The organism is Photobacterium aquimaris (assembly GCF_002954455.1).
Classification (GTDB): Bacteria; Pseudomonadota; Gammaproteobacteria; order Enterobacterales; family Vibrionaceae; genus Photobacterium; species Photobacterium aquimaris.
On record NZ_MSCC01000001.1, the window covers coordinates 86,799 to 101,352 of the forward strand.

12 protein-coding genes and 1 pseudogene are annotated in these 14,554 nt (G+C 41.3%); 4 read left to right on the top strand and 9 right to left on the bottom strand.

All coding sequences use genetic code 11. The features are described from left to right. Nucleotides 1-7: 7 nt before the first annotated feature. Nucleotides 8-733, top strand: coding sequence for a 1-acylglycerol-3-phosphate O-acyltransferase (locus tag BTN98_RS00370; RefSeq protein WP_060998545.1), 726 nt, complete (start codon nt 8-10; stop codon nt 731-733). Nucleotides 734-882: 149 nt separating this feature from the next. Then, entirely contained in the window at nt 883-1,416 is a 534-nt protein-coding gene (gene idi / locus BTN98_RS00375; RefSeq protein ID WP_060998546.1) for an isopentenyl-diphosphate Delta-isomerase, read from the top strand. A 54-nt stretch (nt 1,417-1,470) separates the two neighbouring features. On the opposite strand, the gene BTN98_RS00380 is transcribed toward idi, so the two are convergent. The 5 genes and pseudogenes from BTN98_RS00380 to BTN98_RS20555 all read right to left on the bottom strand — a co-directional run. Next, nucleotides 1,471-1,857, bottom strand: coding sequence for a Rid family detoxifying hydrolase (locus tag BTN98_RS00380; protein WP_060998547.1), 387 nt, complete (start codon nt 1,855-1,857; stop codon nt 1,471-1,473). A 428-nt stretch (nt 1,858-2,285) separates the two neighbouring features. After that, nucleotides 2,286-2,753, bottom strand: coding sequence for an aspartate carbamoyltransferase regulatory subunit (pyrI, locus tag BTN98_RS00385; RefSeq protein ID WP_060998548.1), 468 nt, complete (start codon nt 2,751-2,753; stop codon nt 2,286-2,288). A 14-nt stretch (nt 2,754-2,767) separates the two neighbouring features. After that, complete coding sequence (gene pyrB / locus BTN98_RS00390; protein WP_060998549.1) at nt 2,768-3,697, bottom strand: aspartate carbamoyltransferase; 930 nt, start codon at nt 3,695-3,697, stop codon at nt 2,768-2,770. Nucleotides 3,698-4,123: 426 nt separating this feature from the next. Continuing rightward, nucleotides 4,124-5,134: an ornithine carbamoyltransferase gene (locus BTN98_RS00395; protein WP_060998550.1), complete on the bottom strand. Its 1,011-nt coding sequence runs from the start codon at nt 5,132-5,134 to the stop codon at nt 4,124-4,126. 146 nt (nt 5,135-5,280) lie between these two features. Next, nucleotides 5,281-5,679: pseudogene (locus BTN98_RS20555) on the bottom strand (arginine deiminase family protein); the annotation flags it as partial. Between the two features lie 239 nt (nt 5,680-5,918). Here BTN98_RS20555 and rraB point away from each other — a divergent pair. Next, nucleotides 5,919-6,317, top strand: a complete 399-nt coding sequence (rraB, locus tag BTN98_RS00405; RefSeq protein ID WP_060998551.1) for a ribonuclease E inhibitor RraB — start codon at nt 5,919-5,921, stop codon at nt 6,315-6,317. 188 nt (nt 6,318-6,505) lie between these two features. Next, nucleotides 6,506-8,941, top strand: coding sequence for a beta-mannosidase (locus BTN98_RS00410; RefSeq protein ID WP_060998552.1), 2,436 nt, complete (start codon nt 6,506-6,508; stop codon nt 8,939-8,941). Between the two features lie 87 nt (nt 8,942-9,028). On the opposite strand, the gene BTN98_RS00415 is transcribed toward BTN98_RS00410, so the two are convergent. The 4 genes from BTN98_RS00415 to pepA all read right to left on the bottom strand — a co-directional run bounded on the left by BTN98_RS00415 (nt 9,029) and on the right by pepA (nt 14,516). Then, entirely contained in the window at nt 9,029-9,436 is a 408-nt protein-coding gene (locus BTN98_RS00415) for a DUF2061 domain-containing protein (RefSeq protein ID WP_060998553.1), read from the bottom strand. A gap of 177 nt (nt 9,437-9,613) precedes the next feature. Further along, nucleotides 9,614-12,475 carry a valine--tRNA ligase gene (locus BTN98_RS00420; RefSeq protein ID WP_060998554.1) on the bottom strand — a complete coding sequence of 954 codons (2,862 nt, stop codon included), beginning with the start codon at nt 12,473-12,475 and terminating at the stop codon, nt 9,614-9,616. Nucleotides 12,476-12,503: 28 nt separating this feature from the next. Then, nucleotides 12,504-12,959 carry a DNA polymerase III subunit chi gene (locus tag BTN98_RS00425; RefSeq protein ID WP_060998555.1) on the bottom strand — a complete coding sequence of 152 codons (456 nt, stop codon included), beginning with the start codon at nt 12,957-12,959 and terminating at the stop codon, nt 12,504-12,506. A gap of 48 nt (nt 12,960-13,007) precedes the next feature. After that, nucleotides 13,008-14,516: a leucyl aminopeptidase gene (pepA, locus tag BTN98_RS00430; RefSeq protein ID WP_060998556.1), complete on the bottom strand. Its 1,509-nt coding sequence runs from the start codon at nt 14,514-14,516 to the stop codon at nt 13,008-13,010. Nucleotides 14,517-14,554: the final 38 nt, after the last annotated feature.

Sequence of the window (14,554 nt, forward strand, 5' to 3'; positions counted from 1 at the left end):
TGTTTGAATGATTTATATTTTACGCCTGATTGCGATCGCAATTTTTGCCATCGTAACCTTTGTCTTTGGCTGTGGTTATTGTTTATTAAGTCCACGTAATCCTAAACATGTTTATACTTTTGGACGTCTGTTTAGCAAGATGTCACGTGTACTAGGGATTAAACTTGAAATTCGCTACGCTGATGGTGCTGAGCAAGTAGGCTCTGCAGTTTATATTGCTAACCATCAAAATACTTATGATTTATTTACTGTTTCTGGTGCAATTATGCAACGTACCGTGACTGTTGGTAAAAAAAGTTTAGTCTGGATCCCATTGTTTGGGCAGCTATACTGGATCACAGGTAATATTCTTATTGATCGTGCTAATCGCAGTAAAGCGGTAGGCACTATTGGTCAAGTAGTTGAAAAAATCAAAAAAAATAAAGTGTCTGTATGGATGTTTCCTGAAGGTACTCGCTCACGAGGCCGTGGTTTATTACCGTTTAAAACTGGTGCATTTCATGCTGCAATTGGCGCCCAAGTACCGATTGTACCTATTGTATGTAGTTCAACCGATAAAGTAAGACTTAACCGTTGGAATAACGGTGTGGTGATTGTTGAGCTAATGAAGCCGATTAGCACCGTGGGTTTAGAAAAAGAAGATGTGCGTAAATTATTAACCCAAAGCCGAAATATAATGGCCGCTAAATTAGAAGAACTAGATCAAGAGGTTGCGGAGCGCAATAAGCATTAATTTTGGCTATTTAATGCTTAGTAAATATAATTAAAACAGATAGTATAAGTGTTATTAACAAGGACATGTTTTATGAACATGTCCTTGTTTTGTTTTATTGTTAGTAAATAACGATAAACAGTATTTAGTGATAGAAATAGAAGATAATCATGACTGAAGAATATGTAGTGTTAGTAGATAAGCAAGGCCATGAACTTGGCTTACAAGAAAAAATGCAAGCTCACCGTGATGGTGCACTGCATTTGGCCTTTTCTGTATTGCTTTACCGTGATACGGCTTCTGGACGTGAATATTTATTACACCAACGCGCATTAGAGAAATACCATAGTGGTGGGTTGTGGACCAATACTTGTTGTTCTCATCCTCGTCAGGGGGAAACGATGAATCAAGCTGGTGTACGTCGCTTACAAGAAGAAATGGGCATTACTTTAACAACTAGCTTAACGGATATCGGTGATTTTTGTTATTTCGCTAATTTAGATCATCAATTGATCGAACATGAATTGGATCATGTGCTTATTGCTAATGGTGAAGGGGTGGTGTTTACACCTAATCCAGCTGAAGTGATGGCATATCGTTGGTGGTCGATGGCTGAATTAGAATTGCAATTGCAACAGGCACCACAGTTGTTTACAGCATGGTTTGCACAAGTATTAGATCTTGCTGAGCAAACATATCGTTAGTTGTCGTAGCAAACAGCGATCACTGATTTCAGTCTCGTGATCGCTATTTCAGCATTATTTACGTACTGCAATCGCTTCAATTTCAATTTTCACATCTTTAGGTAGACGCGCAACTTCAACACAAGAACGAGCTGGGTAAGGCGCATTATGTTCATCAAAGAACGCACCATATACTTCATTAACCGCACCAAAATCATTCAGATCTTTAACAAATACCGTCATCTTAACGATATCAGCAACAGCTAAGCCTGATGCTTCTACAACTGCTTTAACGTTATCTAATGATTGACGTGTTTGAGCTACAATATCTTCTGCAACTTCACCTGTTAGTGGGTTTACTGGAATCTGACCAGATGTCATTACCATGCTACCAAGATCAACACCTTGTACATAAGGACCGATCGCTGCAGGTGCTTGCTCTGTATGAAGAATCTTTGTCATAAGTTATCCTATTTATGATCATTAAAAGGCGTAATAATTACCTTTAACCATGGATTGATATGGGGGCAATAAACCTATATTCAACTAATAATGATCGATTGCAGAGGCTTAGATCCATGCTTGGGCACTCCTTGGCAATGTATGGATCAATAATGCATTGGACAATACAGATTATTGGTGTCGTTATTGTGAGGCTGTATTTTGTACTATTGATGCGTGCGGTTGCATACTAATGGTGGCAATTATAATGTAGCGGAGATATGACCATTATCACCAAATAACAAAGGTTATAGGTAATTATTGTAGTGAATGATAGTAATGTAATGCTAGTTTGCGTTATAGATTACTTTTTACTAAAAAATACCCAGTAATAATGACGTGTTTGAGTTAGTTGTCATCACTAATTACTGGGTAAGTTATAGTCTGTTTTAGCTATTAGATTCAGTCACGATTTGGCGTGAGAATACTTTTTCGCAGTACTTACACTTTAATTGAATATCTGCTTTTTTAGTCAATACCTTAAAGCCACTATTAACCGGTTCACCATGTGAAATACAGTTGCTATTTGGGCATTTAAAAATGGTGCTGATAAATTCAGGTAGTGATAAGTTAAGTTTCTTTACCACAGCATAATTTTCAATTTGATTGACAGTGGCCTTTGGCGCGTAAAGCGCTAATTGGTTGGCCTGATCTTCGCTAACAAACACATTTTCAATCTTGATCAGATCTTTAGCACCTAATGCTGATGACGGTAAATTAAGACCAATAGTCACGCGTTCGTTAGTGCCGTCAATATTAAATAATTTCAGGATTTTAATGCCAACATTTGCAGGAATATGATCGATAACGGTGCCGTTTTTAATTGCTTCAACTTTGAGTTGGGTCTCTTTAACCATGATCGTCATTCCTCTTATAGGGTTTCATTAAGTACAAGTGCAAGTAACGCTTGACGTGCATAGATGCCATTTTCAGCTTGTTGGAAGAAATAAGCATGCTTAGTCTTATCAACATCAACCGTAATTTCATCAACCCGTGGTAGCGGATGTAATACCTTTAAATTGTCACGGGCGTTGTCTAGCATGCTCGCTGTAAGGATATAAGCTGCTTTCATGTGTACATATTCAGACTCATCAAAACGCTCTTTTTGTACACGAGTCATGTAAAGAATATCGAGCTCAGGGATTACATCTTCCATGTTGCTGTGTAAGCTATAGCTAATTCCAGCATCATCTAATTCTTCGCAAATATAATCAGGCATTGCCAATACTTCTGGTGCGATGAAGAAGAATTTAACATCATTAAACTTTGACAGTGCTTGAGTGAGTGAATGCACTGTACGGCCATATTTTAAATCACCGACAAAGGCAATATTAATTCCATCTAATCGACCTTGAGTTTCATAGATAGTAAACAGATCCAATAATGTTTGGGTTGGATGTTGATTGGCGCCATCACCACCATTGATAACCGGGACACCATTAGAAAATTCAGAGGCTAACCGAGCAGCACCTTCTTGTGGATGACGCATAACAAATGCATCAACATAAGAGGTAATCACCTGTACCGAATCCGATAATGTCTCGCCTTTATTAGCAAGCGAAGTGTTTCCTGGAGAGTCAAATCCGACCACAGTACCGCCTAGGCGTTGGATAGCCGTTTCAAAAGAAAGACGGGTACGGGTTGAAGGTTCAAAGAAGCAACTGGCAATGACTTTATTTTGCAGTAAGGTTGGGTTTGGCTCCGCTTTTAGTCTTGCAGCAGTATCAACAATAAGCTCTAGTTCAGCACGATTAAGCTCGGGGATGGAAATAATATGCTTTTTAAACAGCGAATTAGCCATGGCTTCTTTCCCTATGATGGTGTGATTAAATTGAATTTTTGGTGTTGCTAAATTTTAGGCAAAAAAAGCCCCCTACTTAAAGGAGGCTTTTTTGAAAAATAGTAAAAATAAAATAACCAACCATCATCAAAGGATGATTAAAGCAGCTTAATTTTGCGGTGATGGCAGGTTTCATTTTTTATCTCTTGCTGGGCAAATTGCAAGGATTATACCGTCTATTTCTTATGGCGCAAGCGTTTGCGTTAACTATTCAATGGATGGATTTTTATGCAATTATAGAGTTGGTATTGTAACGTTTATTTCTGTTTATATGCTTGAAATTAAAAGTTTTTTGTTTGGTGTTAAAAAACATGGTTGAAACAATATGCAACAGCCGCTCAAGTGAGCGGCAGTAGAATTATAGCGATAGCATTTAAGCTTGAGTGTTTAGTTGCCGAGTGTCGCTACCATTACCGCTTTAATGGTATGCATACGGTTTTCAGCCTCATCAAATACAATTGAATGTGATGATTCAATTACTTCATCAGTCACTTCAACCCCTTTTGATAATACTGGATACGCTTGAGCTAATTCTTTACCAACAACGGTATCTTCACCATGAAAAGCGGGTAAACAGTGCATAAATTTCACATGTGGATTCCCTGTCGCTTTTAACATTGCCATGTTGACTTGATATGGAAGCATTAAATTAATTCGCTCTGCCCATGCTTCTTTAGCTTCGCCCATTGATACCCATACATCAGTGTAAAGGAAGTCACAGCCCTGAACGCCTTCTTGCACATCTTCTGTCATGGTGATTTTAGCGCCAGTTTCAGCTGCAATTTCACGGCATTGAGCAACAAGTTCAGCATCAGGCCAAAATGTTTTTGGTGCCACTAGACGAATATCCATCCCCATTTTCGCAGCACCAACCATCAATGAGTTACCCATGTTATTGCGTGCATCGCCAAGGTAAGCAAATGACATTTGGTGCAATGCTTTGCCACGGCCGTGTTCTTGCATAGTTAGAAAGTCAGCTAGAATCTGCGTAGGGTGGAACTCATCGGTTAAACCATTCCATACTGGCACACCAGCGTAGGCACCAAGCTCTTCAACGATGGCCTGTCCAAAGCCACGATACTCAATACCATCGTACATTCGACCTAAAACGCGAGCGGTGTCTTTCATTGATTCTTTATGGCCAATCTGAGAGCCAGAAGGGCCTAAATAAGAAACTTGAGCACCTTGGTCAAAAGCAGCGACTTCAAATGCGCATCGAGTACGGGTTGAGGTTTTTTCAAAGATCAACGCAATGTTTTTACCTTTAAGGCGTGGTTGTTCATAACCATTGTATTTTGCTTTTTTTAATTCAGCCGAAAGCTCAAGTAAATGTTGAATCTCACGAGGAGTGAAATCAAGTAATTTTAGGAAGTTACGATTACGAAGATTAAAAGCCATGATGTATCCCTCTTAAGGTTCAGTATCTCTTCGACTGAATCTTGATGTTATGGTGGAGTTACTCGATAATGATCAATGTTGATGATATGTGTATCTTATTTTTCGTTATTTGTGAATGGTTATTCTGCTTGTCTACAATAATATTTACCCCAATCAAGATAAACCGCGTCGGCATTTGTCAAGATAATCAGTGCATCAGCATTTAATTGCTTGGCGAGATAAGTGGCTGACATGTCTTTATCAATCACAGCTTCAACACCAACCAATTTGTTGTTTTCACGTTTAACCAGAATGCCATCACCACTAGTACAAATTACTAAATGGTTTCTTTTGATTAGGGTTTCGAGCGCATCACATTCAACAATGCCAATCGGTTGTGGGCTTGGCACCACGCGACGGAAATATTGGCCAGCAAAGGTTGGATGCCAGCGGTAAATAGCGCGCAAATGGTTGGTTTCACGCTGACGTACTTCTTTAGCCATCGGGTTAATAGACACACCGCCATAAACCCAACATGAGGTATCACGAGTAAAAAGATTATTTAAAGCACGCTCTGGACGATGAATGAGTACGCGGCGTAGTTGACCTATTTCAGAACCCACATAAAAGTTACTCATGAGAGTATCTCTATATATGCATTCCAATGAGTATTTAGTGGTTTAACCTTAATTGATTAATGGTTGCTTAAGATCAATTTAGGTCTGGTATACACGTAACATATGGTAATTGAGTGCAAACCATGCGATATTTGCCAGCAAATTTATTCCATAGGTGGAGTGATACCATGTCTTACGCAGAATTGATTGCAGAGCAAAAAGAAGAAACGCGCGAAATTATTGCCGCATTACTTGAAGATGGCAGTGAGCCAGAGGCGCTTTACACTATTGAGCACCATTTCTCTGCAGACACCTTTGAAGAGCTAGAAGCGGCTGCCGTTGAAGCATTTAAACTTGGTTTTAATGTTTTAGAAGCAGAAGAGCTTGAGCTTGATCCTGAAGATGGCGGCGGCAAAGTTGTATGTTTTGATGCCGTAATGGAATCAGCTCTAAACGCAGAATTAATTGATGAGCAAGCTGAAAAGCTAATTAAACTGGCTGAAAAGCACAACATCGATTATGACGGTTGGGGTACTTACTTCGAATCTGACGAAGATGATGAAGAAGAGAATGAAGACGAAGAATAAATCGTCATAATATCACTCTGTTCTTAAAAGCCGGCATTTTGCTGGCTTTTTCTACTTTTTGGCTTTGATATCAATAACATGATAGAAATTTACTTGTGATCACTGTCTGTAATCACAACGCGTGTAAATCTTTCCAATTATCCTCATACATTTAAATCATACTGAATAATTCAGTATTGGAGTGATTGATGACAATCTCACTTAATGGCCAGTGGTTGCTTGCGTGTGTTCAACGTTCAGCAATTCAAGACCTTCATATTAATTTGCCGGGTGATGTTCACTCTGCATTATATGCAGCTGGAGAGATCCCTGATCCTTATTGGGCAACCAATGAAAAAACAGTTCAGTGGGTTGGTGAGTGCGACTGGATTGTCAGCCGCCACTTTGAATTAACAGCCGAGCAGTTAACCTGCAATGCCATGGATTTGGTATTGGAACAGCTGGATACGGTTGCTGAAATTCGTATTAATGGCCACACTGTTGCCGATTTTAATAATATGTTCATGCGTCATAAAGTGGATGTATTAAGTTGTCTGCAAGTTGGAGCCAACCGAATTGAAATTGTATTGCATCGTGCTGATTTAGCTGCGAAAAATTGTGCTGATAAATTACCATTCCCGTTGCCTTGGGCTGAAGGTAATAACCAAATTCCATTTATGAATACGCTGCGTAAACCGCAATTTCATAGTGGTTGGGATTGGAGTATTTGTTTGTCAGTATTGGGGGTTTATGGCGATATTGTGCTGCAGCCGATTGAGCATGTTCGTATTAGCCATTTAGCCACCAAACAGAAATGGCATCAGCAAGGGTGTGAATTAGCGGTTACATTACATTATGAGGTTGTGTCTGAAAAAGGACTTGCTAATGCTGCAGTAACTTTTGATGGTCAGACATTCCACCTTACGCTTGATCGCGAATCAACCAAAGCCAGTGTTATTTTCCGTATTGATAACCCTCGTCAGTGGTGGCCAGCGGGATACGGCAAACAGCAATTATATAAGTTAGCCCTAGAAGCTGATGGAGTTGCCATCACCAAGCAAATTGGCCTGCGTAAATTAGAACTTGTCACTGAAGATGATGAGTATGGTCAAAGCATGGTGGTGATGGTCAATGATGTGCCCATTTCAGCTCGTGGTGCGAATTGGATTCCACTTGATGCCATGCCTGCGCGTATGACAGAGCAGCGTTATCGTAGTTTACTTACCGATGCTACTGCCGCCAATATGAACATGTTACGTGTATGGGGCGGTGGTATGTATGAAAAAGATATCTTTTATAACCTGTGTGATGAATTAGGGTTACTTGTTTGGCAAGATCTGATGTTTGCCAATGCATTGTATCCATCAACGCCAGATTTTATTGCTGAAGTTGAGCAAGAAGTTGAGTTTCAAGTTCGGCGTTTAAAAGATCACCCAAGCTTAGTTTTATGGTGTGGTGATAATGAAGTGTTAGGTGCAATAAACCGTGATCCTGAATCGCGTCAGCACCGCGAAAAACATCTGATTAATTATGATCGTTTAAACCGAACTTTAGCTGAAGTGGTTGAGCGTGAAGATCCCTCTCGACGTTTTTGGGCGAGCTCACCGTGTAATGGCGAGTTGGATATTATCGACACTTGGCATCATGATCCGCAACGGGGCGATATGCATTGTTGGGATGTGTGGGACAGTGGCAAAGAATTTGATGCTTACTTGCAGGTGACGCCACGTTTTTGTTCTGAATTTGGTTTTCAATCTTGGCCATCATTGCCAACGGTTAAAAGTTATTTGCCTGAACAAGATTGGAATATTAGCTCACCAAGTTTTGAAAGCCACCAAAAAAGCAATAATGGTAATTCGATCATTACTGAGATGTTTACCCGTTATTTCCGTTTTCCAAATGGGTTTGTCAATATGTTGTATTTATCGCAAGTGCAACAAGCATTAGCGGTCAAAACAGCCGCTGAATATTGGCGTACACAAAAACCGATTAATCGTGGCATGCTATTTTGGCAATTAAATGATTGTTGGCCTGTGAGCTCGTGGTCATCATTAGAGTACAGCGGTCGTTGGAAGCAATTGCATTACCATGCTCGACGCTTTTTCGCCCCACAAATGGCGACGTTTACCCGTGATCAACAAGGGCTGAAGCTACATTTAGTCAATGATGGCCGTAAAAATACCGAGCTAAAAGGCGAAGTGGTGTGGCAAAGTTGGGAAGGGGAAATCCTTTATCGTGAACCGATTACTCAATATTTAGCAACTGACTCAACCAAAGTGGTATGGGAGTGGCTCAATGAAGATTTAGACGGTCATGAACAAGATGGCTTTTTCCATGTCCATTTGCATAGTGGTCAACAATTGATTGAAAACACCTGGTTGCCAGCGCGTCCTAAGTACTGTGAGCTAGCGTGCCCTGATTTACGCTTTGAAGTTGCTGAGCACAATAATGAGATCGTGGTGATGCTAAGTAGCAGTAAACCCGCCTTTTTTGTGCATTTGGAATTTGAAGGTGAAGGGCGATTTGAAGATTCAAGTTTTACGTTAGTACCTGAGCACCAACGCCAAATTAAATACATTGGTTCTGCGAGCTATGATGAAGTGGTGCAAGGTTTGCGAGTCTATCACTTAAAGCAAAGTTACTAATTTATTGGATTATTTAAACTTAAAAACCGATGTATTTTACGTCGGTTTTTTTGTCTTAAATTCGTCTATTGTATTTATGTTTGATCGTTAATGTTTACAACTAAGATGATCAAACCAAGTCGAATCTTTAGTTGGAGTCGTGTGTCGTTGCCATATTCTTTCATGAAAATAATAAGCTAGAGTATTAATTGCAGGTTCAATCATTGCCATGATGCTACCAATAACGATATCGCCAGTCAGTAAATATACGACCCCAAAAGCGACACTAAAATGTAATACAGCAAAACTGATAGTCTTGTAATGTGGGGCACTAAAGCGTGATGATGTCAGTGTTGGGCGCTGCCATGTTTGTTCATGAAAATAAAAAGCCACGGTATTGACCATAGGTTCAATCATTGCAATTAAACTACCAATGAGAATATCACCAGTGAGAATATAAGCGATGCTAAAAGCGACCGTAAAATGAATAACAGCAAAGCTAATGGTTTTTTTCACGTTAATACCCTCTAGGTTAACTTAGTCAAATGCGAATGATTAGCATTAACAATAGCGGGTTATTTATATTTCAGCAATGATTAATTACGGTAGAGGGTTTTTTAGTAATACTTGATTTTTAATTATAAAAAACCGACGTCGAAACGTCGGTTTTTATTGTTAGATCGTAGTTAATACTTATAGCGCAGCAATCGTTGCTTTCTGCTCTGTCAGTTTAACCAATGTCTCTTCATAACCAGCTAGCTTTTCACGCTCTTTAGTGATCACGATTTCAGGTGCTTTAGCAACGAAACCTTCGTTACTTAGCTTGCCAGAAGTGCGTTTGATTTCGCCTTCCATTTTCGCGATTTCTTTGTCTAAACGTGCCAGTTCAGCATCTTTATCGATCAAACCCGCCATTGGGATCATCAATTCAGATTTACCCACAAGTGCTGTTGCACAAGCAGGTGTTGCTTCACCGTCAGCCAATACTTTCACTTCTTCTAGTTTTGCTAGAGATTTCAGTACTGTCAGGTTTGCTTCAACGCGTGCAGTATCAGCAGCATCAGCGACTTTTAGCATGACTGATAATGGCTTGCTTGGTGCGATATCGTATTCTGCACGTAGGTTACGAATACTAGTGATAAACGCTTTAACAAACTCAATGTCAGTGATCGCTGCTTGATCAAATTGCGCTTCATCAAACTGAGGCAATGCCTGAGTCATGATGGTTTCACCTTCAACACCGTCAACTAGCGGCTTAACGCTCTGCCAGATTGATTCAGTAATGTAAGGTAATACAGGGTGCGCAAGACGTAATGTCTTTTCTAATACTGTAATTAATGTATGACGTGTTGCACGTTGTTGTGCTTCAGTGCCTTTCCATAGAACAGGTTTAGTTAGCTCTAGGTACCAGTCACAGAATTGGTTCCAGATGAACTCATAAAGTACACCCGCAGCCATATCTAGACGGAAGTTATCGATGTGGGCATTGAATTCTTTTGCCGCTAGTTGGAATTGTGATTCAATCCACTTATCAGCCAGTGAGTATTCAAGCTCGCTACCTGCTGCAAAACCACAATCTTGATCTTCTGTGTTCATCAGTACGTAACGGCTTGCGTTCCATAGCTTGTTACAGAAGTTACGGTAACCTTCAAGACGCTTCATGTCCCAGTTGATGTCACGGCCAGTAGAGGCCATAGCAGCAAGAGTGAAACGTAGCGCATCGGTACCGTAAGGTTCAATACCGTTCTCAAATGTCTTACGGGTCGCTTTTTCAATCTTAGCTGCAAGTTGTGGTTGCATCATGTTGCCACAACGCTTCTCAACTAGAGACTCAAGATCAATGCCGTCGATCATGTCGATAGGGTCGATTACGTTACCCTTAGACTTAGACATTTTATCGCCGTTTTCGTCACGGATAAGACCGGTTACGTAAACAGTTTTAAACGGTACTTGTGCTTTGCCGTCTTCATCTTTACAGAAGTGCATGGTCATCATGATCATACGCGCAACCCAGAAGAAGATGATATCAAAACCGGTTACCAACACATCAGATGGGTGGAAGGTTTGAAGATCAGCGGTGTTTTCTGGCCAGCCTTGCGTACCAAATGTCCATAGTGCTGAAGAGAACCATGTATCAAGTACGTCGTTGTCTTGGTTTAGAACTACAACAGGTGCTAGGTTATGCTTTTCGCGTACTTCTGCTTCGTTACGGCCAACGTAAACATTACCATCGTTGTCGTACCAAGCTGGAATACGGTGACCCCACCAAAGTTGACGTGAAATACACCAGTCTTGAATATCACGCATCCAAGCGAAGTACATGTTTTCGTATTGCTTAGGAACGAACTGAATATCGCCGTTCTCAACCGCTTCAACAGCAGGTTTTGCTAACGGCGCTGCACGAACGTACCATTGGTCAGTTAGCATTGGTTCAATAACCACGCCACCACGATCACCATAAGGAATGGTTAGATCATGATCTTTAATTTCTTCTAGTAAGCCTAGCTCGTCAAATTCAGCAACGATAGCTTTACGGGCTGCAAAACGCTCCATACCTTGGTATTTCGCTGGTAGCTCGGTGCTGTATGCTTCACTTGGTTCGCCATTGGTAGTGAATACTTCTGCAGCATCACGAATATCAGCATTGAAGGTTAGGATGTTGATCATCGGTAGGCTATGACGCTTACCTACTTCGTAGTCATTGAAATCGTGAGCAGGAGTGATTTTCACACAACCCGTACCTTTATCCATGTCTGCGTGCTCATCACCTACGATAGGAATGCGACGGCCAACGATAGGTAGAATGATTTCTTTACCGATCAGATCTTTGTAACGTGGATCTTCAGGGTTAACAGCAACACCAGTATCACCCAGCATTGTTTCTGGACGCGTTGTTGCTACCACAATGTAGTCTTTACCATCGGCTGTTTGTACGCCATCAGCAAGAGGGTAACGGAAGTGCCACATGTGGCCTTTTTTATCTTTGTTTTCAACTTCTAGATCTGAGATTGCTGTGTGTAGCTTAGGATCCCAGTTAACTAGACGCTTACCGCGGTAAAGAAGATCTTCTTGGTATAGACGAACGAAAACTTCTTGAACGGCATTGGATAGACCGTCATCCATCGTGAAGCGCTCACGATCCCAGTCTACTGATGCGCCAAGACGACGAAGCTGTTTGGTGATCGTGCCACCAGATTCGTTTTTCCATTCCCAGATCTTATCGATGAAAGCATCACGACCGTAGTCATGTTTAGTTTTGCCTTCTTCAGCAGCGATCTTACGCTCCACAACCATTTGGGTAGCAATACCTGCGTGGTCAGTACCAACCTGCCATAGGGTGTTTTTACCTTTCATACGCTCACAACGAATCAAGGTATCCATAATGGTATCTTGGAACGCGTGGCCCATGTGTAGGCTACCTGTGACGTTTGGTGGCGGGATCATAATGCTGTAAGCATCTTTAGATGTATCACCATGAGGCTTAAAGTAGCCAGCCTCTTCCCAGCGCTGATATAGCGCTTGTTCAATTGATTGTGGGTTGTATGTCTTTTCCATAGCGCTCTTAGAAGGATTCTATGTGGAATTAAGGCGTCTCAGTAACAGCATTGGCAGTCGTAATTTGAATGCCAGCAAGGCGATAGGCCTTGTAACGTTCACGCGCCTGCTGTTTGAGCGTTTCATCGCAAGGGACAAAGTCTACCACTTGTGCAAAGCTAACCGCAAAATTTGCGACAATTTCGGCTAAATTAATTAATACTGCGCGGTGTCCGCTATAGCGTAAACCGGGCCAACCAATTTCAACCGGCGATCCGCCTCTTGGTCCTTCACCAATTAAATTGTGTGGGACAAAGCTGTCAGGATCTTGTTGCCATAGATATTCATCTATTTGTTCTGCTTGTTGTTTGTTTGCTGCAAGTAAATAAACCCGTAATCCTTGACGGTAACTCATGGCTGCGCAACGACAAGCAAAATGCCACTGAAAATCGCTATCAGCACCATCTTGATTATCATCTAATATATAAAACGTAGCATGAGTCATAAATTAATGTCCTAAAAGAAAAGGGCCAAAGGCCCTTTTCTGAGTGTCTTATTCGACAATCTCTTGGCCTGCTCGATTGAGAAGGAATTGGACCAGCAATGGCACTGGACGTCCAGTTGACCCTTTCGCTGCACCACCTTTCCAAGCAGTACCAGCAATATCTAGGTGAGCCCAATTATACTTCTTAGTAAAGCGTGATAAGAAGCAAGCTGCAGTGATCGTACCTGCCCCCGGTGTACCTAGGTTAGCCATATCTGCAAATGGACTTGCAATTTGCTCTTGGTACTCATCACTCATCGGTAAACGCCAAGCGCGATCGCCCGATTGCTCTGATGCATTAATTAACTCATGTGCTAATGGATTATGGTTACCCATTAAACCACTAATATGATGACCAAGTGCCACCACACATGCACCTGTTAATGTAGCAATATCAACCACACACTCAGGGTCAAAACGCTCAACGTAAGTTAATGCATCACATAACACTAAACGGCCTTCAGCATCAGTATTTAACACTTCAACTGTTTGACCTGACATGGTCGTTAAAATATCACCTGGACGGTAAGCACCGCCACCTGGCATATTTTCACAACCCGCTAAAATACCCACGACATTGATCGGTAGGTTTAATTTAGCCAGTGCCTTCATGGTACCAAACACGGAAGCTGCACCACACATGTCGTACTTCATTTCGTCCATTTGCGCACCAGGCTTGATAGAAATACCGCCTGAGTCAAATGTTAAGCCTTTACCGACCAATACAATTGGTTTGGTATCTGGATCTGGGTGACCTTTATATTCAATCACCGACATCATGGCTTCATTTTTAGAACCTTGGCCAACAGCAAGGTATGAGGTCATACCTAAGGTTGCCATTTCTTGTTCACCAATGATTTTAGTACTTACCGTTTCAAAGTCATCGGCTAAACGACGTGCTTGTGAGGCTAAATAAGCAGGGTTTGCCACGTTAGGTGGCATATTACCAAGGTCTTTACTGGCTTTAACGCCAGAAGAAATAGCAAGACCATGAGCAATAGCGCGTTCGCCTAAAGACAGCTCGCGACGTGTTGGTACATTAAAAACTAATTTGCGTAGTGGACGGCGCGTCTCTGGCTTGTTACTTTTAAATTGGTTAAAAGTGTAAAGGCTATCTTTGGTGGTTTCTACTGCTTGACGTACTTTCCAGTAGGTATCACGACCTTTAACGTGCAGTTCAGTAAGGAAACATACTGCTTCCATTGAACCGGTTTCATTAAGAGTGCTAATGGTTTTTTTGATGATTTGCTTATACTGGCGTTCATCAAGCTCACGCTCTTTACCACAACCAACAAGTAGTACACGTTCTGACAATACGTTTGGAACATGATGTAATAGCAACATCTGTCCTGGTTTTCCTTCAAGATCACCACGACGTAGTAATGAGCTAATATAGCCATCACTTATTTTGTCTAACTGTTCCGCGATTGGAGAGAGGCGACGTGGCTCAAATACGCCCACGACAATACACGCACTGCGCTGTTTTTCGGGGCTACCGCTTTTGACACTGAACTCCATGCGTACTCCTAACATCCTATAAAGACAATTAACGCTAA

What these genes read in the sequence shown, in the direction of transcription:
- BTN98_RS00370 (WP_060998545.1), top strand. Translation starts at nt 8, where the DNA reads ATGATTTATATTTTACGCCTGATTGCGATCGCAATTTTTGCCATCGTA.
- idi (WP_060998546.1), top strand. Translation starts at nt 883, where the DNA reads ATGACTGAAGAATATGTAGTGTTAGTAGATAAGCAAGGCCATGAACTT.
- BTN98_RS00380 (WP_060998547.1), bottom strand. Translation starts at nt 1,857, where the DNA reads ATGACAAAGATTCTTCATACAGAGCAAGCACCTGCAGCGATCGGTCCT.
- pyrI (WP_060998548.1), bottom strand. Translation starts at nt 2,753, where the DNA reads ATGGTTAAAGAGACCCAACTCAAAGTTGAAGCAATTAAAAACGGCACC.
- pyrB (WP_060998549.1), bottom strand. Translation starts at nt 3,697, where the DNA reads ATGGCTAATTCGCTGTTTAAAAAGCATATTATTTCCATCCCCGAGCTT.
- BTN98_RS00395 (WP_060998550.1), bottom strand. Translation starts at nt 5,134, where the DNA reads ATGGCTTTTAATCTTCGTAATCGTAACTTCCTAAAATTACTTGATTTC.
- rraB (WP_060998551.1), top strand. Translation starts at nt 5,919, where the DNA reads ATGTCTTACGCAGAATTGATTGCAGAGCAAAAAGAAGAAACGCGCGAA.
- BTN98_RS00410 (WP_060998552.1), top strand. Translation starts at nt 6,506, where the DNA reads ATGACAATCTCACTTAATGGCCAGTGGTTGCTTGCGTGTGTTCAACGT.
- BTN98_RS00420 (WP_060998554.1), bottom strand. Translation starts at nt 12,475, where the DNA reads ATGGAAAAGACATACAACCCACAATCAATTGAACAAGCGCTATATCAG.
- BTN98_RS00425 (WP_060998555.1), bottom strand. Translation starts at nt 12,959, where the DNA reads ATGACTCATGCTACGTTTTATATATTAGATGATAATCAAGATGGTGCT.
- pepA (WP_060998556.1), bottom strand. Translation starts at nt 14,516, where the DNA reads ATGGAGTTCAGTGTCAAAAGCGGTAGCCCCGAAAAACAGCGCAGTGCG.